This is a genomic window from Huintestinicola butyrica, assembly GCF_025567215.1.
In the GTDB taxonomy this organism is placed as follows: domain Bacteria; phylum Bacillota; class Clostridia; order Oscillospirales; family Ruminococcaceae; genus Huintestinicola; species Huintestinicola butyrica.
Map to the genome: position 1 here is coordinate 216,901 of NZ_JAOQKB010000001.1, position 21,768 is coordinate 238,668.

The following is a 21,768-nucleotide window of genomic DNA, read 5'->3' on the forward strand; positions in this document are numbered from 1 at the left end:
TCAGTTTCAAATATTTATATTTTTACTTTGGGGCGAAAAAGCTTATATTGACAAAGGGTGGATTTTGCGGTATAATTCAGTTAAATCATACAAAATTTTTCACGAGGACATAAACTTTTTCGGAGAAACTCCCTCCTGGGCACGGAACAGCTTGCAGAAATAACTGGCATCGTGATATCCCACCGCCTCCGACACCTGAGAAACGGTCATGTTTCCCTTGGTGAGCAGCTGCTTTGCATAGGAAAGCCGGCGGCAGTTGATGTACTGGAATGGACGCATATCGGTCTTGCGCTTGAAAATTCGGCACAGGTACTGGGGGGAAACTCCTGCGGCAGCGGCGATATCCTCCATGGCTATCTCTTCCGACAGATGAGCGGAGATGTATTCCTCCGCCAGCTTGAAAGCGGAAAATTCCGAGGGTGTTCCCGCAGGCTTCATGCGGCTTATCTGGTATTCGGTAAGAAATCGGTACATATAGGAATCCGCACGGAGAGAGGCGTTTTCGTTATTGCGCTTGAGAATGGTGTAGATGGACTGCCATGCACGCTCCATTTCGCTTGGATCCTCATGGAATGCGGTGACGGCGTTTTTCAGCCCGAACTGCTCCAGCAGTGCAGCGCAGCCGCAGCCTGAAAATGTTACCCATTCAAGCGACCACACATCGCCCAGAGCGTAGTATTCGTGTGGCACATCGGCAGGGAGAAAAAAAGACATTCCCTTTGTTATCTCCGTGTTTTTTCCCTCTGTGACAAGAACGCCTTTGCCCTCGGTGCAGTAGTTTATCTGGGGCTGAGGGTATCCGTCCTTGCGTATGCAGTGATATTGCAGGTCGCACCAGCCCACTCCTGCGGCAGTCAGCAGCGACTTGTTAGGGTTCTTGGCTATGGGGTAAATGGCTTCGTCCATGTCCGCACGTCCTTTGGTTTAAAATTTTTACATAGTAAATTATAATATATATGGAAGGAAAAATCAATATGAATCTCAACGAAATCTCAAAAGATCATCTTTTCTGTGACGGCTGGGAATTTTCAAAAAATCCCATTGATACCGAGTATTCCTCTGACCTTAAATGGACAAGAGTGGATATTCCCCACGACTGGATGATCTATGAAACAAGAAATCTTTACGAGACCTCCACAGGCTGGTACAGAAAAAAGTTCAGCTATGAAAAGCTTGACGGCGTTCGCACCTCCATTCGCTTCGAGGGCGTTTATATGGACAGCAAGACCTACGTTAACGGTGAACTGGCAGGGGAGTGGAAGTACGGCTATTCCACATTCGAGTTTGACATTACTGACCTGCTCCGTGACGGCGAGAACGAGATAACCGTTCGTGTTGATTACCGCTGCCCCAACTCCAGATGGTACTCGGGCGCAGGAATTTACCGCCGTGTATGGCTGAGAAATTACCCCGACTGCCATATCACAAGTGACGGTGTTTATATCTCCGCCGATATTGAGGGCAATGTTACAGTTTCCGCCGAGGCAGTTCGCCCCGCAGGCGTTACCGTCGAGGGGCTTTCAATAAGAGAGACCGTTTATGATGGCGACAAGGCAGTATGTTCTTCCGAATATCCCTGCTGCGCATATGACAGGACACGTATCCCCGAGGCTATCCGCAGCGACAAGGTGAACTACTCCGTAAATACCATAACAATGCACGTTGACAAGCCCGTGCTGTGGGATATCGACGATCCTCACCTTTACACCATGGTAACAGAGCTTGTAAAGAACGGCGAGACCATACAGACCGTAAAGAACCGCTTCGGCTTCCGCAAGGCTGAGTTCACCACCGACAAGGGCTTCTTTCTTAACGACAGGCATGTAAAGCTCCACGGCTGCTGCGAGCACCATGACCTTGGCTCACTTGGTGCTGCCGTTAACCGTGCGGCTATCGTAAGAAAGCTGAAAAAGCTCAGAGTTATGGGCATCAACGCTATAAGAACCAGCCACAATATGCCCGCTGTTGAGCTTATGGAGCTGGCAGATGAAATGGGCTTCCTCATTCTCTCCGAGGGCTTTGATATGTGGGAGAGACACAAGACCGACTATGACTATGCAGGATTTTTCCACGAGTGGGCTCCCACAGATGTTGCTTCATGGGTACGCCGTGACCGAAACCACCCCTCAGTTATCGGCTGGAGCATAGGAAACGAAATATATGACACCCACGCTGACGAAAGAGGTCAGGAGATAGCTTCATGGCTACTGGGACTTGTCCGTGAGCATGATTACAGAGCAAACGGATATGTTACCATCGGCTCCAACTTCATGCAGTGGGAGGGCGCACAGAAGTGTGCGGATATCGTAAAGCTGGCAGGCTACAACTATGCCGAGAGACTTTACCATGAGCAGCACGAAAAGCACCCCGACTGGATGATCTACGGCAGTGAGACCTCCTCCGTTGTGCAGAGCCGTGGCGTATATCACTTTCCCCTTGCACAGTCCGTCCTCTCCGATGATGACGAGCAGTGCTCCGCCCTTGGCAACAGCACCACAGGCTGGGCTGCAAAGAACACCGAGGCGTGCATCATTCCCGACCGTGACGCCGAGTTCTGCGCAGGTCAGTTCATCTGGACAGGCTTTGACTACATCGGTGAGCCTACTCCATACGATACAAAGAACAGCTACTTTGGTCAGATAGATACCGCAGGCTTCCCCAAGGACAGCGCATATATCTTCCGTGCCGAGTGGACAGATTATAAGAAGTCTCCTTTCGTTCATATCTTCCCTTACTGGGATTTCATCGAGGGTCAGGAAATCGATATAAGAGTTACCACCAACGCCCCCAGAGTTGAGCTTTTCCTCAACGGTGAAAAAATTGCCGAAAAGGATATCGACCATGTAAAGGGCACGGAGCTTACCCTCAACACCATTGCAAAATACACCAAGGGCGAGCTGCTGGCGATTGCTTACGACGAGAGCGGCAATGAGATCGCACGTGATGTTCAGCGCTCCTTCGGCGATACCGCTGAGATACGCCTTATCCCCGAAAATGATACTGTCAAGGCAGACGGCACCGACCTTGCATTTGTTGAGATATCCGCATTCGACGCAGAGGGCAACCACGTTGCAAATGCCAACAACCGTGTATTCGTTGAGGTAAGCGGCGCAGGCAGACTTGTGGGACTGGACAACGGCGACTCCACCGATTACGAGCAGTACAAGGGAACCTCCCGCAGACTTTTCTCAGGCAAGCTTATTGCAATAATCGCAGCCAAGGAGGAAGCAGGGGATATCACCGTCAAGGTAACCTCTCCCTCTCTCCCCGACAGCACAGTTACCCTCAAGGCTGTTCAGGCTGATAAGGTGAGCGGTATCTCCGCAATGGAAGAGAACACTCACAGAAATGCCGAGTGCCCCGATGAGACTATCGACATTCCTGTCCGCAAGATAGAATTTGTAAGCGACTCCAGAACATTCACTCCCGACTGCAAGGAGATGAAGTTCAGAGCAAAGGTATATCCCGCAAATGCGACCTACGCAAATGATATTGAGTTTAGGATCACAACAGTTCTCGGCATTAAGTCCAATATCGCCGAGATAGTTTCCGTTGAAAACGGCGAGATTACAGTTCGCTGCAAGGGCGACGGCGAGTTCTTCCTGAGAGCGCTCTGCAAGAACGGCACAGAGAAGTACCATATCCTTACCGCCCTGAAGCTCACAGGCGAGGGACTGGGCGCAGCTTCCTTCAATCCCTACGAGCTTGTACTTGGCGGACTTCACACCGTTCAGACCGATAACATCAGCAACGGCATCGAAAGAGGCGCAGGCTTTGCAAATGAAAACAGCTGGTTTGGCTTCGAGAACGTTGACTTCGGCAGCATAGGAAGCGACACTGTAACAGTGCCCATCTTCGCAAACTGCACCACACCCGTAAAGATCCGCTTCTATGACGGTATCCCCGGCGAGGGCGGCGAGATGATAGGCGAGTTCAGCTACCATGAGCCTCCCCAGTGGCTCACCTATATCCCCAACACCTTCAAGCTCAATAAGGTGCTCAAGGGTATGCACACCTTTGTAATGGAGTCCGATGACGGCTACAACGTTCAGGGCTTTGTATTCCGGAAGCCCGACAAGGAGTTCGGCGAGATAAACGCTGCGGACAATGAGAGCGTTTACGGTGACAAGTTTACCGCCGAGCCTGACGCAGTTACAGGAATAGGCAACAACGTTATGCTGAATTTCGGCGAGTTTGATTTCAGCGAGAAGCAGCCCACAAAGATAATCATCACAGGTAAGTCCCACCTGCCCCTCAACAGTATTCACGTTATCTTCACAGGCGACACCGAAAAGCGTGTTCTTGCCGAGTTCAAGGGTGCAGATGAATACACTCCCAGAGAGTTTGCTCTTGAAGGAATAAGCGGCAAGTGCAAGGTAGCGTTTGCATTCCTCCCCGGCAGCGACTTTGACTTCAAGTCCTTTAAGTTCGAGGCGTGATATGAGCTTTCTTACGGAAGAAAACATCGGATATATCCCCATAGTGATATGCGCAGTCATATTGATAATTGCGGGAGCGGTATATCTGATAGTTCAGCATTTTAAGGATAAATAAACAAAAGCGGAGCATTTCAGTAAAATGGAATGCTCCGCTTTATTTTATGTCAGCGTTATAAAATCCTTTGCCGCATATCCCGTTGTGTCACCGCATTTAACAATGTACCAGTTCCCGGATTCACCGTAAATATTTACATGACCGCCGTCAGGTATCTTTCCCACAATGTAGGATTCCGTTGAGGGATAGCTGCGGATATTAAGGTTGGAGCCGTCAGTTGCGGCTACTCCCGTTCTCACAGGTCCGGGCTCCACAAAGGGTATGCCGAAATAATCGCATAATGACTGCACCAGTGTGCGGGCAATGGTCTCCAGATTGTTTTTCAGCCACGCTTCGTCCTCAAAATTGTCGTGATAGCCCAGCTCAGCCAGCACCGCCACTGCCTTTGTCCTTGTCACCTCCGCAAGAGATGTGGTGGGTATCGCCGACACCTTGGCGGGGATAGGATAAATAGTCTCCATATTGTTTGCGATAATGGTTGCAAGCCGCCTGCTGTACTCGGAGTAGGGGGAGTAGTATATCTCAACGCCCCGTGTAACATTGGCATACTGACCGCCCCCCGCATTGGTATGCAGCGCCAGATGAACGTCATGCCAGCCGTTGTTGGAGTCCTGTATCGCTCCGTTAACGTTCCTTGCAGGATCGTTCCGTGTAAAGCTTATGCCCGATGACAGCAGATAGGGCTCCATCAGGTCGGCAAGCAGATTCATATACTGTTCCTCGTTGCCCTCCGTGGCGTACTTGTTCCACTCCTGAGTCGAGGGGCTTAAAAAGACATTAGGCAAATTTATGACCACCTTTCATGTGCTTTGGTCATATATATGCGCTGTGTCGGTGTATTATACCTTTTGGTCGGAGGCAAAGCGGAAGCCGTTTTCATCGGCTGTGAGGATAACGTTGTCGCCCTTGCATATTTCTCCGCCGATAAGCTTCATGCTGAGAAGATTTTCTATCTGCTCGGTGATGATGTGCCGCAGGGCACGGGCTTCGGGACGCTTTCCGTTCTCGCCGCAGCTTATGAGCTTCGTCACCGCTTCGGGGGCAAATTCAACGGAGATATTCATGGCAAGCGCACGTGTTCTCAGCTCGTCAAGTAGCTTCCGTGCAAGGCTTTCCGTCTCGTTTCCGTCCAGCTTGCCGAATACGATGGTCTCGTCAATGCGCCCAAGCATTTCGGGACGGAAAAACTTTTTCAGCTCCTTTGTGACCTCAGCTTTTATGCGCTTGTTTTCCTCCGCAGCTGTCATTACGCTGCTGCCGAAGCCAAGGGAGCTTTTGTCCGTCAGCTCCTTTGCGCCGATGTTTGAGGTAAGGATTATCACTGTATTTGCAAAGGATATCCGCCGTCCCTGACTGTCGGTGAGAATGCCGTCCTCCAGTATCTGCAGGAGAATGTTTGAAACATCTGGGTGGGCCTTTTCGATCTCGTCAAAAAGTATGACGGAATAGGGCCTGCGGCGCACCTGCTCAGTCAGCTGACCGCCCTCGTCATAGCCCACATATCCCGGGGGAGAGCCGATGAGCCGTGAAACGCTGTGCTTTTCCATATATTCGGACATATCAAAGCGGATAAGCGCCTTTTCGCTGTCAAAAAGACTGGCGGCAAGGGCTTTGGCAAGCTCGGTCTTTCCCACTCCCGACGGGCCCGAGAATATAAATGAGCCTACGGGACGCTTGGGGTCTCTCAGCCCCGCCCTGCTTCGGCGGACGGCATTTGCCACGGCGGATACCGCTTCATTCTGTCCGATAACACGCTTGTGAAGCTCCTCTTCAAGCCCTATGAGCCGCTTGCTCTCATCTTCCGATATCCTGCTGGCGGGAATGCCTGTGGCGGCGGAAAGTATCTCCGCAATGTCCTCGGCTGTGACTGTGGGCAGAGCTGTGTTTTCGGAAGCGACAGCCTCCGCAAGTGAGCCTTTTTTCGGCATATTTCTGTCGATAAGGGCGGTAAGCTCCTCCGCAAGACCGTTCAGACCCTTTTTGCCGTTCCTTATATGCACCTTGGAAGCGGCTTCGTCGATAAGGTCAATGGCCTTGTCTGGCAGGCAGCGGTCATTCACATACCGAACGGACATATCCACCGCCGCCTGAATCGCTTCTGATGAGATATGCACCTTATGATAGTTTTCGTAGCATGGGCAGAGACCTGTCAGTATCTTCACAGCGTCCTCGGGTGAGGGCTCGCTCACCATGACCTGCTGGAAGCGCCGCTCCAGGGCAGAATCCTTGCCGATGAACTTGCGGTATTCGTCAAAGGTGGTGGCGCCGATTATCCGCAGCTCTCCACGGGCAAGCTGGGGCTTCAGGATATTTGCGGCATCAATGGCGCCCTCTGCCGCACCTGCTCCCACAATGGTGTGAAGCTCGTCAATAAAAAGGATAATGCTGCCGTTTTCGATCACCTCGTCGATGCAGAGCTTTATCCTGTCCTCAAAATCGCCCCTGTACTTTGCGCCAGCAAGCATAGAGGTAAGGTTAAGGGCAAAAATGTGCTTTCCCCTCAGGGTGTCGGGCACATCTCCCGATACGATGGCTGCCGCTACGCCCTCCGCAACGGCTGTCTTGCCCACGCCGGCTTCTCCCACAAGGCATGGGTTGTTTTTTGTGCGGCGGGACAATATGCGTATCACCCGAGCTATTTCTTTGTCACGGCAGAAAACAGGGTCGCACTTGTTTTCCGCAGCCGCAGCGGTCAGATCTTTGCCGTACTTTATAAGGGTGGGCGCTTTTGTGATTGGCGGAAAATACTTCATATCCAGCCCCGAAAGCCCCCTGCACGTTCCCAGAACTGAGGCGGTGCTTATGCCCATGTCCGTTATGATGCTTACGGCGGTGCAGTTTTCCTCTTTTAGCATTGCGGCGAGGATATGCTCCGTGCCCGCAGGCTTTTCGGCGGTAGCCCCTGCATTACGGCAGGCGGCGGAGATGATCCGTGCCACAGCAGGGGTAAATGAGTCGCTGTCAACCACCGACGGCTCTCCACGGCCGATGAGACGGATTATTCTCCCCAGTATCTTTTCCTCGGTAGCACCGCAGGAGCGCAGGATACTTGCGGAGGTGCTTCCCGTTTCCGAGGCAAGGGCAAGGAGCAGATGCTCGCTGCCCACATAGGTGTGTCCCAGCTTTCCTGCACGCAGAAAAGCCTTATTTATTACAGTGTTTGCTTTTCGTGTCAATAGTTCGGGATTATACATCAGTTCCAACATCTCCTATAACAAGGTATAATATGCTTGCTGTTATATTATGGACTGATTTTCCCGAAATAACTGTCGGATTATGGTTATCACAAAATTAGTCTATCTCGCACATGGAGGGGGAGATGTCTATGGAGCTGCTGCTGACTGTCACTGTGTTAAAAAATGCCTCGTCCGAGCCTTTGGACAGAACGGCTTTTTGTATGTAGTCATCATCAATATAAGAACCCGTCTTCACAAGCATATGCGCACGTCTTTTCGGCAAATTTTGCCGCAGACTGCGTTAAAAATCCTTGCCGGGCGAAAGCCCGCCTGCGGATTTTTGCCTACTCTGCAACAAAATTATGCTCGAAAATCCGCACACGTTTCTTATGAAGACAGGTTCTAAAAAAATACAACTGTGGAAATTTTTTCATATATCAAGATAATTTCAAATAAAATGACATTAAATTAGCGTTGACTAACTCAAATATGCGTGATATAATATATACGTTAGCGGAGGCTAACGTATAATGCGAAATATAATACGGAGGTAAAAGCTATGGTTTATACAGCTATTGAAAAGGTTATAGGCAGAGAGATCCTTGATTCCAGAGGAAACCCCACAGTTGAGGCTGAGGTTTATCTTGCTGACGGTACTGTCGGCAGAGGTACTGCTCCCAGCGGTGCTTCCACAGGTGAGTTTGAGGCTCTTGAGCTTCGTGACGGCGACAAGTCCAGATACGGCGGAAAGGGCGTTTCAAAGGCAGTTGAGAACATCAACACTGTTATCAACGACGCTGTAAAGGGCATTGACGCTTCCGATACATATGCGGTTGATAAGGCTATGATCGACGCTGACGGCACAAAGGATAAGTCAAAGCTCGGCGCAAATGCTATCCTTGCTGTTTCCATTGCGGCTGCAAGAGCAGCTTCCATTGCTATGGGTGTGCCTCTTTACAGATTCCTCGGCGGCGTAAGCGGCAACAGACTTCCCGTTCCTATGATGAACATTCTTAACGGCGGCGCTCATGCAGCAAATACCGTTGACGTTCAGGAATTCATGATAATGCCCGTAGGCGCTCCTTCCTTCAAGGAAGCTCTCAGACAGTGCGCAGAGGTATTTCATGCTCTGGCAGCACTTCTTAAGTCCAAGGGCCTTGCTACTTCCGTAGGTGACGAGGGCGGCTTTGCTCCTGACCTTGGAAGCGATGAAGAAGCTATCCGGTACATTCTCGAAGCTGTAAAGAACGCAGGCTATGAGCCGGGCAAGGATTTTATGATCGCTATGGACGCTGCTTCCAGTGAGTGGAAGGGTTCAAAGAAGGGCGAATACATTCTCCCCAAGGCAGGCACAAAGTTCACATCTTCCGAGCTTATTGCTCACTGGAAGCAGCTTGTTGAAAAGTATCCCATCATCTCCATCGAGGACGCTCTGGACGAAGAGGACTGGGAAGGCTGGCAGGAGCTTACCAAGGAGCTTGGCGGCAAGGTACAGCTGGTCGGCGACGATCTGTTCGTAACCAACACCGAGAGACTTGCAAAGGGCATCAGCCTTGGCTGCGGCAACTCTATCCTTATCAAGCTCAACCAGATCGGTTCTGTTTCCGAAACACTTGAAGCTATCAAGATGGCTCACAAGGCAGGCTACACTGCAATTTCTTCTCACCGTTCCGGCGAGACTGCCGATACAACAATCGCAGACCTTGCAGTTGCTCTCAACACCTGCCAGATCAAGACAGGCGCACCCAGCAGAAGTGAGCGTGTTGCAAAGTACAACCAGCTCCTCAGAATTGAAGAAGAGCTTGGTGCAAGTGCAGTTTATCCCGGAATGGCTGCATTCAATGTAAAGAGATAAAAGCAATAGAACTATAGATACGAGACACTGTAAAATAGCTCGGATATGATCCGACATCATATCCGGGCTGTTTTGCTGTATTGGAGAGGAGACGGATATATGAGCAATCTCGGACAGTCAGGCGAGGACTATCTTGAAACTATCCTTGTTCTCGGCAACCGCAACGGAGAAGTGCGTTCTGTTGATATCGCCCGTGAGATGAACGTTACCAAGCCCAGCGTATGCCGTGCAGTGGGACTGCTTAAAAACGGGGGATTTATCCGTGTTGATGACAACGGATATATCACCTTCACCGATGACGGAAGAAAAGCGGCGGAAAGCGTTTATGAGCGCCATACGGTGCTTACAGACTGGCTCATCGGCATAGGGGTTGACGAAAAAACAGCTGCGGAGGACGCCTGCCGCCTTGAACATAATATCAGCGCCCAGTCCTTTGACAAGCTCAAAAAGCATATCAGAAAGTATCATAAGGCATTATGATATCAAAACTATTCGTGCGAATGAGGCTCTGAGTGGTAAACCTTCAGCGAAGGCGCATGAGTCCCTGCAATAATGGGATTTGCCTTTTCGTTCCCGTGCTTTGCCTTGCCCTGTATTTCAGGCACGGCAGCAGCTTCATTGCGTGGCTTTACATGGGTGCGGCTGATACGGTTCATTCCCTGCTTTGACATATTATCACTTCCTTGTATTCGGATATGTGATTATTATTTCACGGAGAGCATGAATTACCCTTTGATATCACAGGAAAAATTACTATAAAAAATTATTAAGTTACCCTTGACTAACTAAAAAATATATGATATACTATAGTTAGTTAGCAAAGGCTAATCGAGATAGATCAAATTTTTATAAAGGAGGAAAATAAAAATGAGCGTAGTTGTAGTAGGCGGAAACGACAGAATGGCTACAAGATACAAGGATATCTGCAAGTCATATAACTGCAAGGCAAAGGTTTTCACGCAGATGCCTTCCGACTTTGAAAACAAGCTTGGCACACCCGATCTGATGGTAGTTTTCACAAGCACCTGTTCACACAAGATGGTAAACAGCGTTAATCAGAAGTCCCAGAAGCACGATATTCCCGTTGCAAGAATACACAGCGCAAGTGTAAGCGCACTCAAGAGTATTCTTGAGCAGTACTGCTGCTGATTTTTTTACAGCATGCAGTTAGCGAAAGCTAATCATATCAATCAAACAAAAGGCGGTGCCAAAATGTCAGAACGTGAATTGAAATTCGAGCGCAAGCTTGCAATGCACACAGCTCCCACATTGCTGGGAATAAAATGCGCAGGTCTGCTTTCACTTTCTATGGACGAATTTGATGTTGAAGCACATCTTGAATTTTTCAACCGCAGGGCGGTATCAAGAGGGCTGAAAATAAAGCAGCTGTGCTGCTGCAAAAACAGAGCCCTGATCTTACTTTACAGCGAAAAGCTTATGGAAAAACGGCTTTCCGACTGTACGGCAAAACAGCTTCTCGCAGGCTATGGATACGGCGAGAATTTATCTTTTGATGAATGTCTTGACAGACTTTCGGAAAGAATATGTGAGCATGGGGATTTCCCTCATGAGATAGGTGTTTTTCTCGGATATCCCTTTGAAGATGTCAAAGGCTTTATCGAGAACAACGGCGGAAACTTCAAGCTTTGCGGCTGCTGGAAGGTTTACGGCAACGTGGAAGCGGCGGAGCGTACGTTTGCAAATTACGGAAGGTGCAGAAAATTTCTGTGCAATAAATTAAATGAGGGCATTGATATCTATCAGGCGCTCAGAATATCTTGATAAAAGGAGATCTTTCAATGAAAATTGCAGTTATTTACTGGAGCGGTACAGGCAATACCGAAATGATGGCTAAGGCTGTTGCAGAGGGCGCAGGCGCAGAGCTGTTCAGCGTTTCCGATTTCAGCGGCAATATCGCAGATTATGACAGACTTGCATTCGGCTGCCCCGCAATGGGTTCCGAAGTTCTGGAGGAAGATGAGTTCGAGCCTTTCTTCACAGGCATCGAGAGCATGCTCTCCGGCAAGAAGATCGCTCTCTTCGGTTCTTACGACTGGGGCGACGGCGAGTGGATGAGAACCTGGGCAGACCGCTGCACAGCAGCAGGCGCTGAGATCGTTGGCGGCGAGGGACTTATCGTTAACCTCACTCCCTCCGATGAAGATCTTGCAAAGTGCAAGGCTCTCGGCGAGGATCTTGCCAAGTAATTTTCTCTCATAAAAGCATATTTAATAGCCTATTCCAATACTCTTTTGTTATAATACTAATCCTCAATCAACCTATAGACAAATCCTCGGCTGAAATAAGCCCATTCTTCGTCAAGCTCCCTTGCCGGGCGACAGGCCCGCCTGCAGTCGCTTTCCTAGACTGGTCTTATTTCATCTGTCGGCTTTGTCTATAGAACGATTAAAGATTAGTATAAAAATCATTTCCCATTTTCCTTTTTTGATTTTCACTGTTCTTAAAAGGACAGAAATAACCCCTTCCGATCTTTGATGTGTACGTCAAAGTCGAAGGGGATTTTTTTGTTATTTACTTGTTGAGGTATTCAACAAATCTGTCAAAAGCAGCTTCTCCCTCGGGAGTGCGCTTGTAAACGCCTGCGTGCTCCAGGACTTTTGCAAATACCTTTCCTATCTCGTCACGAATGACATCGTGAACGTTGTCGGCATTGACAGTCCTTCTTGAACAGAATTCCTCAGCCCAGTCGGCGTGCTTTTCAAGAACAGGGTCGCTGCGGACTGCGCTTACGCCCTTTGTCACAAGCACATCTGCCAGCTGCTGCATCTCGTTTTTAAGACGTGCGGGGAGAACTGCCAGACCCATGACTTCGATAAGACCGATGTTCTCCTTTTTGATGTGGTGCAGCTCTGCGTGAGGATGATATACGCCCAGAGGGTGTTCCTCGGTGGTGATGTTGTTTCTCAGCACCAGATCAAGCTCGTACATATCGCCGTTCCTGCGGGCAATGGGAGTGATGGTGTTGTGAGGCTCGCCGTCAGTTTCCGCAAAGATGAAAGCAGCCTCATCGGTGTAGCCTCTCCACTTGGTAAGGATAATGTCTGCCAGCTCCACAAGTCTGCCTGTGTCGGCGCTTCTGAGCCTTATAACGGACATGGGCCACTTTACTCTTCTCACTGTAACATCTTCAAAGCCCTTTATCTTGTATTCCTTTTCGATATTTGCCTTTGCCATTGCAAAGGTGTAGTTTCCGCCCTGGAAATGCTCATGGCTCAGGATAGAGCCGCCTACGATAGGCAGATCTGCATTTGAACCGATGAAATAGTGGGGGAATTTGCTTACAAAGTCAAAGAGCTTTTCAAAAGCTTTCTTGTCGATGACCATAGGAGTGTGCTTGGTGTTGAAAAGAATGCAGTGCTCGTTGTAGTAAACGTAAGGGGAGTACTGGAAGCCCCATGGCTCGCCGCAGATATCTACAGGGATAATTCTGTGGTTCTGGCGTGCAGGGTGATTGAGGCGGCCCGCATAGCCCACATTCTCGGGACACAGCAGGCACTTGGGATAGCCGCTCTGCTTGGCGTTCTTTGCGGCAGCTATTGCCTTGGGGTCCTTTTCGGGCTTCGAGAGGTTGATGGTGATATCAAGCTCACCGTATTCGGTCTCAGTCTTCCACTTTATATCCTTTGCAATGCGGTAGCGGCGGATATAATCGGTGTCACGGCTGAGCTTGTAGTAATTGTCGGTAGCGGTGACAGGGGAGACAGCATAGTCAGCCTTGAACTTTGCAATGACCTCCGAGGGACGGGGAGTAAGGCAGGCCATGAGCTTTGTATCAAAAAGGTCACGGTAAGCGATGCTGTCGGGAATGATATTCTTCGAGCAGGCAAAGTCCAGCAGACCCTTGAGTATCTCTTCAAGCTCCATGTCAGGGATATTTTCAGGCTCCTCATAATCGTCCAGACCCAAAGCGGCAAGGATAGAGTTTATCGCAAATATTCTGTCATCTGCGGTGATAAGACCTGTTTTGAGACCGTATGCCGCAAGAGCGGCAATGTAAGTGTTTATCATGATATCTTCCCCTTCGTGTGATATTTTGTGCGCAGTGATTTTATTAAATTATATCACACTGCCAATGGGAAATCAATGGATTTTAGTTTCAGACATATGGAAAAAAGTAACATTACTCCACACATTCGGTGAGCTTTGCGAAGCTGTATATTTTCAGGTCATACCTGTCCGCCGTGCCGAAGCCGTAGGCGGCGTGAATGAACCTTGCGCCTGCCGCATATGCGCTGTCGCAGTCAAGCTGAGTGTCGCCCATATATGTTCCGTCGGCAACGTGGTTTTTCTCCATTATCAGGCGGATATTCTCGCTTTTGGGCAGCTTGTTGTCGCCCCAGCAAAGGTGGTCGGTGATGTATTTTTCAAAGCCGTAGAATTTCAGAAAGGCTTCTATATAGCCCGACTGGCAGTTGCTTACTATAAACAGCCTGTGGTTTGCGGAAAGCCTTTTCAGCGTTTCCTCCAGCCTGTCATATAAGATGCCGCCGTGTATGGAGAGATATTCGTTTTCATATTCGCAGCAGCGCTCCATGAGCTTCAGTCCCTTTTCGGGTTCATTGTCGCCGAAGAATTTCAGGGCGATAGCGTCCATGGTCTGACCCATAACGCTTTTAACGTCCTGCTCGGTAAAGGTAACGTTGCTGCCGTTCCTGCGCAGCTCCTCGTTCCATGATGCGGCTACATTTGCGGCACTGTCCCAGAGAGTACCGTCCATATCAAAAATAAGGCTTTCTGTTTTAAGCTTCATATTTATTTCCTTTCAAGTGAGTTATTGTACCTATAAAATTTATCACACCGCACTTTTGTTGTCAATATTACAGCACTGATATTTACACAGATTTCGATTTTAGACGGAACTGTAAAATCCGTATTCCTGCTTTTTGCGTCAAAGGAAAACTGCGTGAAACCTCTGTAAAAGTGATTGACTTTGCTTTTTTCGGGTGATATCATGACAGTGCGATCAGAAAATGATAAGCAAAGTCAGATACGAAAGGAAAAATTTTATGAGAAATTCGGTTCTTAAAAATCAGTCAAAAAGACTTGCACTTGTGATGGCAGGCATTTTTGCGGTAAGCATGACAGGCTGTGCAGATACATCATCTGCCGACACAGCTTCCTCCGAGACAACAACAAAGACAGCTTCCGCTGACACTTCATCCGCAGATACCTCCGCTGCTTCTTCCGACAATGCGGATAATACAGCAGATTCAACACCCGCACAGGATATTACACTTGATATGTACTTCCCCGTTTCAGTAGGCGGCGGACCTGATGTGCTCATCTCCAACCTTTGCGATGAGTTCCACAGCGAATATCCCAACATCACCGTAAATCCCGTTTACGCAGGCACATATGCAGAAACAAGAACAAAGGTTCAGGCTGCTATCAAGTCAGGCAACACTCCCGCTCTGGCACTTATGTTCTCCATCGACCTTTACTCCCTGCTTTCCATGGACGCTATCTACGATATCAACAGCTTTGCGACTTCCGCAGAGGATCAGGAATGGCTCAACGGCTTCTATGACGGCTTCATGCAGAACAGCCGCAGCGGAGACCTTACCTACGGTATCCCCTGGCAGAGAAGTACGATTATCCTTTACTACAATAAGGACGCTTACAAGGAAGTAGGACTTGATCCCGAGGCACCTCCCAAGACATGGGACGAGCTTATGGACTATTCCAAGAAGCTGACCAAGACCGAGAACGGCACAACAACACGCTACGGTATCCAGATCCCCTCCGACAAGGCAGGATACGCTTACTGGATGCTCCAGACCTTCTGCAACCAGCAGGACGGCTTCAATATCATGAACGACACAGGTACAGAGGTTTACTTCAATGATGAAAGAACTATCAGAGGTCTTGAATTCTGGAAGAGCCTTTCCGATGCAGGCGTTCAGGCACCCGGCACTACCGCATGGTCAACCACTCCCTCCGACTTCCTGGAGCAGAGAGCCGCAATGATCTACACCACCACAGGCAACCTTACCAATATCAAGAACAACGCTACATTTGATTTCGGCACAGCAATGCTTCCCGCTGATACCTCTTACGGCTCACCCACAGGCGGCGGAAACTTCTACCTCTTCAAGGGCGTTCCCGAGGAGCAGACACAGGCAGCTTACACCTTCATCAAGTGGATGACAAGCGACCCCGAGAGAGTTGCTCAGTGGAGCATCGACACAGGCTACGTTGCTACCCGTCCCGAAGCTTATGAGACCGAGAGAATGAAGCAGTACACCGCAGATTTCCCTCAGGCACTTGTTGCAAGAGATCAGCTTGAATACGGCCACGCAGAGTTCTCCGTTTACGACCAGGGCGCAGTTCAGGATATCCTTGATACCGCAATCGAGTCCGTAATGACAGGCGCTTCCGATGCCAAGACCGCTCTTGACAATGCCCAGTCTCAGGCAGACGAGATTCTGGCTCAGTATAGATAATCGAGCTTACTTCTAAGGTTTTTCTTCCTTTTTCCATATCCTTTCCTGAATACTGATCTTTGGTCAATCTTATAGTCGGACACGGCAGATAGAACGATCAAAGATCAGTATATATCGGCTCTCATCTGAAAAAGGTGGGAGCCAAAATTTAATCCGAAGGAGGAACAGTATTTGAACACCGTCACTGCGGCACCAAAGAAAGCCGCTCCAAGAAAAAAGCTGACAAAAAACGAAAAGAAACGGCTTTTCAAGGACACAGGAAAAGCATATCTCATGCTGCTGCCCGCTTTTATCTTTCTCTGCCTTTTTACCCTTTATCCCATAGGCAGCAGTATATATTCCAGCCTTTTCAAAGATGACCTGGCAGTTATAACCCCTAAGTTCGTTGGGCTGTATAACTACACTCACCTTGCAAAGGACGCAGTTTTTGTGCAGTCATTTAAAAACAATCTCCTCATTGCGGTGATAACCGTTCCCGTGAGCATCGCACTTTCCGCAATGATGGCTCTCTTTACCGAAAAGGTGAAGTTCAGCCGCTCCTTTGCCCGTCTTTCATTCTTCTATCCTACAGTGCTGCCCATGGTGGCCGTGGCAAATATCTGGCTTTTCATCTACACTCCGGGCTACGGTCTGCTGGGACATTTCTTCCCCAACCTCCGTGTGCTTTCCGACCCCAAGCTTGCTATCTGGGGCATAATCATAATGCTCATCTGGAAGCAGGCGGGATATCTTATGATATTCTACATAAGCGGAATGCAGGGAATATCCCATGAGCTGTATGAGGCTGCCAAGCTGGACGGCGCAAACGGCTTCTACGTCTTTTCAAAGATAACATGGCCGCTGCTGAGACCCACAACAATATACGTTTCAATAATCGCTCTGACAAATGCCTATAAGATGGTGGATCATCTTTATATCATGACCAAGGGCGGCCCAAACAACTCCACAAATATGGTGCTTTACTACATCTTCCAGACAGGCTTTGATTTCTGGGACGCAGGACGTGCCTCTGCCATGACTGTGGTGCTTGTTGTAATGCTGCTCATAGTAACAGGCGTGCAGTTCTTCACTCAGGACAGACGCACCTACTACAGCTGATGAAAGGGAGGATAATATGCCTGAAAATACTATTGCAGTTCTTTCTGCAAAACAGAAGGCTTCTGTGTTACAGAAGATGCAGATGAAAAAAGAAGAGCGTAAGCTTGAACAGTCAAAGTCACCTGCGGAAAAGGCGGAGATAACTCCCTTTTTCGTGCTGGCTGCTGTGATAATGCTTGCCATGGCAGTGATATCACTGATACCCCTGCTCTGGATGATAAGAACAGCACTTGTTCCCCGTGCGGATTCCCTTGATCTGTACAAGCTTTCCGTTCCAACGCTTGAAAATATCAAAAGAATACTTGACGCAGCGCCTTTCGGCACGTATTATATCAACACCATACTTATGGTGGCAGCAACGCTTGCAGTGCAGTTTTTCTCAGTCACCACCGCAGGCTATGCCTTTGCGAGAATAAATTTCATCGGAAAAAACTTTCTTTTCATGCTTTTTCTCACTCAGATGATGATATCCGCCGATGTGCTCATCATGCCGAACTACCGCTTCCTCAGCAGCCTGGGACTTGCCGATACAAAGATAGGCGTTATCCTGCCGTTCTTTGTTTCCGCCATGGGCATACTTATGATGAGGCAGACTATCAAGACCATTCCCTACGAGCTGGAAGAGGCTGCAAAGATAGACGGCTGCGGACTTCCCCGAATGATATGGAACATCTATATCCCTTTGCTGAAGCCTGTTTATATCTCTTTCGGACTTATCTCCGCTTCTTACCAGTGGAACAATTTCCTCTGGCCGCTGGTAATGATAAATTCCGAGAAGAACCGTCCCCTTACTCTTGGTCTGGCTATATTTGCAATGCAGGCAGAAACAGGTGCAAACTGGAGCGATGTGTGCGCCGCAACTCTTATCGTTGTGTTCCCTCTGCTGATAATCTTCATCATCTTCCAGAGACAGTTTGTTGAAAGCTTTGCCACATCGGGTATCAAGTAAAAGAGGTATAACTATGATCTACATAAGCACATATCCTCTCCCCGGGGAGAGACTTACGGAATTTGCCGATGCCCATGCCGAAGATATGGGTTACGAGCTTTTTTTCGATAATCTCAGCCGCCTTTCCGCAGGCAGCTACGAGGGTAGAATGAAAGAGCTTATAGAGCAGGGGAAAGTATCTGTCCACTGCCCCATGGAGGGCTGCGACCTGCTGGCGGACGACGGCACGGAGCTTATGCGCCATACTATAGATATGCACAAGCGCTGCTTTGAGCTGGCGCAGGCTGTGGGAGCGCCTTACGTTGTCATTCACCCATGCAGTCTGGAGCCTTTTGACAGCGAAAAAACGCTTATCCGCCGACTTCGTCTAAACGAAAGAATGTACATGACCGCAGGGCTTGCGGAGCCATACGGCGTAAAGATACTTCTTGAAAACATAGGCTCATGGCGTGAAAATAACCTTATGGTCACTGAGGAGGATTTCATCGCCCTTTCCAAAGGGGACAAGTGGGGTATGCTTCTTGACACGGGCCATGCAAACGTGAACGGCTGGGATATCCCGTCCCTTATCAGGACGCTGGGAAGCAGGATAAAGGGCTTTCATCTTCATGACAACGACGGCATGACCGACAGCCATCAGCCCATATATAACGGAACTATCCCGTGGAATGACGTCTTTGCTGCAATATCCGAAATGCCATCACCCCCCGACCTTACTGTTGAGTATAACCCCAAGTATGCCGATGATATCATGGCTGCTGTGGGGATAATAAGAAACGAGCTGCCGCACAAAGCGATATAATGCCAAGTGCGGCATTTTTTCGTTGTTCAAAAGAAGAATATGTAAACGTATTCAGCCGAATCTCTGTCTAAAATATATAGTCAATATTGCTAAAATGTCAGAAGCAAATATATGCAAATTCGGCAAACTTATTTAAAAACTATTGAACTATTTAATGCGTTCTGTTATAATATAAGTTAAATAAGTGTGACTTGAAATTACTTGAACAACGGAGGTGACCCTTATATGATGTCAGGCAGCAGTGACCGCTTGGATCTTACGGGTCTTGCTAAAAATTACGGATATTATTTCGGCGATGAGGAGATAGTGTCCGATTCCGAGGACTGGCTTTATATATGTGATTCCGAGACCTATGAGCTGCTGCTTTTCCAGCAGAAAAAGGATAATACCGTTACAAGCAAGCTGGGAGACTGGCACGGCAGAAAATGCTATGAATTTATCGAGGGCAAGGATCACCCCTGCGAGTTCTGTCCGTTAAAAAATCTCAGAAGAGATAACTATTATTTCTGGACCCATAAATGTGAGATGCTTGGCGTCGAAGCCTTTCTGAAAGTTATCGACATCGATTGGAACGGCAGGAGAGCTATGCTCCACACGGGCATAAACATAAATTCCCAGGCAAGGCGCAACGAGGTCATGACCGAGTATCTTCTCAGCCGAAATGCCCTTACAAGCGTTCTCAGCTGTCTTATGGACGAAAATCCCATTGAGGATAATTTCAAGAAGATCTGTGCCATAATCGGCACATTTTTCAGCGCTGACAGGGCTATCATCACCGACTACACTCCCAACAGGCTGAATGCTGGCTGGTCAAAGTCTGGGGAGCCTTTTACCCAGATAGCTACCGTTCTTACCGATGAAGAGAGAAAGAGCATATCCGATGCCACCATTCATCTGAGATATCTGCGCATAGAGGACGTTTCCACGGCTGACAAGCTTGACCCACGTATCCGTGAATACTGGACAGCCTGCGGCATTCGCTCCATTCTGCTTATCCCTATGCACTATAACGGCGACTTTATCGGTACAATAAGCCTCCATAATATCAGGAACCATTTTCCCTCGGTGGAGACCCTTAATCTTGTGGGAATGTCCGTAGCCAAGTGCATTCACGCATACTGCGTTGAAAGGGGAGCGGAGGAGAAGCTCTACACCGACCCTCTTACGGGAATACCGAACTTTGCGGCACTAAAGCACCGTGCGGCGGATCTTATGGAGCAGAATCCGGATGTCACGTATTTCTGCTGCGTTATGGATGTAAAGTTTTTCAGCCTTTTCAACAGGCGTTACAGCTATAAAATGGGCGACAAGGTGCTTATAACCATAGCACAGCTGCTTAAAAAATATATGTGTCCAGATGAGGCGTGCTGCCGCATTGCAGCCGACCAGTTCTGCTTCTTTGCGAAATACCCCAAGGACGACCCCGAGGGAAGAATACGCAGGCGCTTTGAACGGTTCAACGAGATAGTGCTGAATTCCGATGTTATGAAGTCGGTGAACTACAAGCTGGAGCTTCAGAGCGGCATATATGTTTTTGATGAAAGAATAAGCATATCCGAGGCTGTTGATAAGGCAAATCTTGCCAGAAGAAGCCTTAAGACCTATCAGAGCAGCGATATCGCTTTTTACAGCAGCGATCTTATGGACGGTCAGAAGCGTGAGACAGAGCTTATACAGGACTTCAAGTCCGCTCTTAAAAATCACGAGCTTTCTGTATTCTTCCAGCCCCAGTGCAACTACGCACAGAATAAGATGGTGGGAGCGGAAGCGCTGGTAAGGTGGCACAGTCCCAAGCACGGCAATGTATCTCCCGCTGAGTTCATACCTCTCCTTGAGCGCCATGGAATGATATATCAGCTTGACAGATATGTGTGGGAGAAGGTCTGCATATATCAGCGGAAATGGCTTGATATGGGTATGCACTGCCCCATATCGGTGAATGTTTCACGATACGACGTGCTGCGTGAGGATATCTGCAAGGAGCTTTGCAGCCTGCTGGAGAAGTATAATATCCCCAAGGAGCTGCTCCCCATTGAGATAACCGAAACAGCATACATAAAAAATTCCGACGAGCTTATAAACGTGGTCAACAGGTTAAAGAATTTAGGCTTTACCGTTGAGATGGACGACTTCGGCAGCGGATATTCTTCGCTCAATGCCCTGAAGGACGTGGCGGTTGACCTTATCAAGCTCGATATGAAGTTCCTTGATGCCAAGGACACCAGCGGAAAGGGCGGAAGTATCCTCAACTGCATTGTCCGAATGACAAGGTGGCTGGGACTGGAAGTTCTTGCAGAGGGCGTTGAGACCAAGGAGCAGGCAGAATATCTAAAAAATATCGGCTGCGATTTTATGCAGGGCTATTATTTCTCACGCCCCATTCCTGCGGACGAGTTTGAGCAGAAGCTCATTTCCTCACGGACGGAAAGCAGTGAAAACCTCAGCAATAATGGTATCACCGATGTGGCTGAGCTTATGGATTCCGTTATGTCAAATCCGCTGTTTTTCAACCTTATGGGAGCGGCTGCCATTGCCGAGAGCGACGGCAGCAACCTTGAAGCGCTGATGATAAACGACAGTTTCTTTGAGATGATTGGCTGCACAAGAGAAGAATATCAGCCTTATTTCAGGCATATGGACATGTACAATAAGCTTGTCGGAGATCGAAACGGAGCGGTAGAAAGCTTCAGGCACAGCATCAGGAACAAGCTTCCACATGATTTTTGCATCACGGCAGATGACGGCTCTGTCCGCAGCATAAGAATGTTCTGCCGCAGGCTTTTCAGCGACGGCGAAAAGGATATTTTACTTCTGCTGTTCGATGACATTACCGATCAGAGCGATATTCAGTAATATAACAAGGGCGGTCA

General features: G+C 48.7%; 18 protein-coding genes. 11 read left to right on the plus strand and 7 right to left on the minus strand.

Annotation, left to right across the window (positions count from 1 at the left end; translation table 11 throughout):
• Positions 1-99: 99 nt before the first annotated feature.
• Positions 100-906, minus strand: a complete 807-nt coding sequence (locus OCV68_RS01000) for an AraC family transcriptional regulator (protein WP_147622332.1) — start codon at positions 904-906, stop codon at positions 100-102.
• Positions 907-974: 68 nt separating this feature from the next.
• On the opposite strand from OCV68_RS01000, the gene OCV68_RS01005 reads away from it, so the two are divergent.
• A complete protein-coding gene (locus OCV68_RS01005) occupies positions 975-4,439 on the plus strand; it encodes a glycoside hydrolase family 2 TIM barrel-domain containing protein (protein WP_262570171.1) in 3,465 nt (1,154 codons plus the stop codon).
• A 159-nt stretch (positions 4,440-4,598) separates the two neighbouring features.
• Here OCV68_RS01005 and OCV68_RS01010 read toward each other — a convergent pair whose 3' ends face one another.
• The 3 genes from OCV68_RS01010 to OCV68_RS01020 all read right to left on the minus strand — a co-directional run bounded on the left by OCV68_RS01010 (position 4,599) and on the right by OCV68_RS01020 (position 7,992).
• Positions 4,599-5,339, minus strand: a complete 741-nt coding sequence (locus OCV68_RS01010; protein ID WP_022475059.1) for an N-acetylmuramoyl-L-alanine amidase — start codon at positions 5,337-5,339, stop codon at positions 4,599-4,601.
• Between the two features lie 54 nt (positions 5,340-5,393).
• Entirely contained in the window at positions 5,394-7,748 is a 2,355-nt protein-coding gene (locus tag OCV68_RS01015) for an ATP-dependent Clp protease ATP-binding subunit (RefSeq protein WP_262570172.1), read from the minus strand.
• A 97-nt stretch (positions 7,749-7,845) separates the two neighbouring features.
• Entirely contained in the window at positions 7,846-7,992 is a 147-nt protein-coding gene (locus tag OCV68_RS01020) for a hypothetical protein (RefSeq protein ID WP_262570173.1), read from the minus strand.
• Positions 7,993-8,289: 297 nt separating this feature from the next.
• Here OCV68_RS01020 and eno point away from each other — a divergent pair, with 297 nt between their 5' ends.
• Both eno and OCV68_RS01030 read left to right on the plus strand, forming a co-directional pair.
• A complete protein-coding gene (gene eno, locus OCV68_RS01025) occupies positions 8,290-9,585 on the plus strand; it encodes a phosphopyruvate hydratase (RefSeq protein ID WP_262570174.1) in 1,296 nt (431 codons plus the stop codon).
• A 99-nt stretch (positions 9,586-9,684) separates the two neighbouring features.
• Complete coding sequence (locus OCV68_RS01030; RefSeq protein ID WP_262570175.1) at positions 9,685-10,065, plus strand: metal-dependent transcriptional regulator; 381 nt, start codon at positions 9,685-9,687, stop codon at positions 10,063-10,065.
• A gap of 8 nt (positions 10,066-10,073) precedes the next feature.
• Here the strand turns inward: OCV68_RS01030 and OCV68_RS01035 are convergent, their stop codons facing one another.
• Positions 10,074-10,256, minus strand: a complete 183-nt coding sequence (locus tag OCV68_RS01035) for a hypothetical protein (protein ID WP_262570177.1) — start codon at positions 10,254-10,256, stop codon at positions 10,074-10,076.
• Positions 10,257-10,452: 196 nt separating this feature from the next.
• On the opposite strand from OCV68_RS01035, the gene OCV68_RS01040 reads away from it, so the two are divergent.
• From OCV68_RS01040 to OCV68_RS01050, 3 genes are all read left to right on the plus strand, one after another.
• Positions 10,453-10,734, plus strand: coding sequence for a DUF2325 domain-containing protein (locus OCV68_RS01040; RefSeq protein WP_022475065.1), 282 nt, complete (start codon positions 10,453-10,455; stop codon positions 10,732-10,734).
• 63 nt (positions 10,735-10,797) lie between these two features.
• The gene (locus OCV68_RS01045; RefSeq protein ID WP_147622322.1) at positions 10,798-11,367 is read left to right on the plus strand and encodes a DUF3793 family protein; all 570 of its coding nucleotides are present in this window, start codon (positions 10,798-10,800) and stop codon (positions 11,365-11,367) included.
• A 17-nt stretch (positions 11,368-11,384) separates the two neighbouring features.
• Positions 11,385-11,792: a flavodoxin gene (locus tag OCV68_RS01050; protein WP_022475067.1), complete on the plus strand. Its 408-nt coding sequence runs from the start codon at positions 11,385-11,387 to the stop codon at positions 11,790-11,792.
• A gap of 325 nt (positions 11,793-12,117) precedes the next feature.
• On the opposite strand, the gene galT is transcribed toward OCV68_RS01050, so the two are convergent.
• Together galT and OCV68_RS01060 are read right to left on the minus strand one after the other, a co-directional pair.
• On the minus strand, positions 12,118-13,614 hold the full coding sequence (galT, locus tag OCV68_RS01055; protein WP_262570178.1) for a UDP-glucose--hexose-1-phosphate uridylyltransferase: 1,497 nt from the start codon (positions 13,612-13,614) through the stop codon (positions 12,118-12,120).
• A 112-nt stretch (positions 13,615-13,726) separates the two neighbouring features.
• Positions 13,727-14,356, minus strand: a complete 630-nt coding sequence (locus OCV68_RS01060) for an HAD family hydrolase (protein ID WP_262570179.1) — start codon at positions 14,354-14,356, stop codon at positions 13,727-13,729.
• Between the two features lie 256 nt (positions 14,357-14,612).
• On the opposite strand from OCV68_RS01060, the gene OCV68_RS01065 reads away from it, so the two are divergent.
• The 5 genes from OCV68_RS01065 to OCV68_RS01085 all read left to right on the plus strand — a co-directional run bounded on the left by OCV68_RS01065 (position 14,613) and on the right by OCV68_RS01085 (position 21,751).
• Positions 14,613-16,049: an ABC transporter substrate-binding protein gene (locus OCV68_RS01065; RefSeq protein WP_262570181.1), complete on the plus strand. Its 1,437-nt coding sequence runs from the start codon at positions 14,613-14,615 to the stop codon at positions 16,047-16,049.
• A 171-nt stretch (positions 16,050-16,220) separates the two neighbouring features.
• A complete protein-coding gene (locus OCV68_RS01070; protein WP_262570183.1) occupies positions 16,221-17,147 on the plus strand; it encodes a carbohydrate ABC transporter permease in 927 nt (308 codons plus the stop codon).
• A gap of 16 nt (positions 17,148-17,163) precedes the next feature.
• Positions 17,164-18,096 (plus strand): carbohydrate ABC transporter permease, encoded by a 933-nt coding sequence (locus OCV68_RS01075; protein ID WP_022475072.1) that lies wholly within the window; start codon positions 17,164-17,166, stop codon positions 18,094-18,096.
• Between the two features lie 13 nt (positions 18,097-18,109).
• Complete coding sequence (locus tag OCV68_RS01080) at positions 18,110-18,898, plus strand: sugar phosphate isomerase/epimerase family protein (RefSeq protein WP_262570184.1); 789 nt, start codon at positions 18,110-18,112, stop codon at positions 18,896-18,898.
• 225 nt (positions 18,899-19,123) lie between these two features.
• Positions 19,124-21,751, plus strand: a complete 2,628-nt coding sequence (locus tag OCV68_RS01085; protein WP_262570186.1) for a putative bifunctional diguanylate cyclase/phosphodiesterase — start codon at positions 19,124-19,126, stop codon at positions 21,749-21,751.
• Positions 21,752-21,768: the final 17 nt, after the last annotated feature.

What these genes read in the sequence shown, in the direction of transcription:
- OCV68_RS01000 (WP_147622332.1), bottom strand. Translation starts at nt 906, where the DNA reads ATGGACGAAGCCATTTACCCCATAGCCAAGAACCCTAACAAGTCGCTG.
- OCV68_RS01005 (WP_262570171.1), top strand. Translation starts at nt 975, where the DNA reads ATGAATCTCAACGAAATCTCAAAAGATCATCTTTTCTGTGACGGCTGG.
- OCV68_RS01015 (WP_262570172.1), bottom strand. Translation starts at nt 7,748, where the DNA reads ATGTATAATCCCGAACTATTGACACGAAAAGCAAACACTGTAATAAAT.
- OCV68_RS01020 (WP_262570173.1), bottom strand. Translation starts at nt 7,992, where the DNA reads ATGCTTGTGAAGACGGGTTCTTATATTGATGATGACTACATACAAAAA.
- eno (WP_262570174.1), top strand. Translation starts at nt 8,290, where the DNA reads ATGGTTTATACAGCTATTGAAAAGGTTATAGGCAGAGAGATCCTTGAT.
- OCV68_RS01030 (WP_262570175.1), top strand. Translation starts at nt 9,685, where the DNA reads ATGAGCAATCTCGGACAGTCAGGCGAGGACTATCTTGAAACTATCCTT.
- OCV68_RS01035 (WP_262570177.1), bottom strand. Translation starts at nt 10,256, where the DNA reads ATGTCAAAGCAGGGAATGAACCGTATCAGCCGCACCCATGTAAAGCCA.
- OCV68_RS01040 (WP_022475065.1), top strand. Translation starts at nt 10,453, where the DNA reads ATGAGCGTAGTTGTAGTAGGCGGAAACGACAGAATGGCTACAAGATAC.
- OCV68_RS01045 (WP_147622322.1), top strand. Translation starts at nt 10,798, where the DNA reads ATGTCAGAACGTGAATTGAAATTCGAGCGCAAGCTTGCAATGCACACA.
- OCV68_RS01050 (WP_022475067.1), top strand. Translation starts at nt 11,385, where the DNA reads ATGAAAATTGCAGTTATTTACTGGAGCGGTACAGGCAATACCGAAATG.
- galT (WP_262570178.1), bottom strand. Translation starts at nt 13,614, where the DNA reads ATGATAAACACTTACATTGCCGCTCTTGCGGCATACGGTCTCAAAACA.
- OCV68_RS01060 (WP_262570179.1), bottom strand. Translation starts at nt 14,356, where the DNA reads ATGAAGCTTAAAACAGAAAGCCTTATTTTTGATATGGACGGTACTCTC.
- OCV68_RS01065 (WP_262570181.1), top strand. Translation starts at nt 14,613, where the DNA reads ATGAGAAATTCGGTTCTTAAAAATCAGTCAAAAAGACTTGCACTTGTG.
- OCV68_RS01075 (WP_022475072.1), top strand. Translation starts at nt 17,164, where the DNA reads ATGCCTGAAAATACTATTGCAGTTCTTTCTGCAAAACAGAAGGCTTCT.
- OCV68_RS01080 (WP_262570184.1), top strand. Translation starts at nt 18,110, where the DNA reads ATGATCTACATAAGCACATATCCTCTCCCCGGGGAGAGACTTACGGAA.
- OCV68_RS01085 (WP_262570186.1), top strand. Translation starts at nt 19,124, where the DNA reads ATGATGTCAGGCAGCAGTGACCGCTTGGATCTTACGGGTCTTGCTAAA.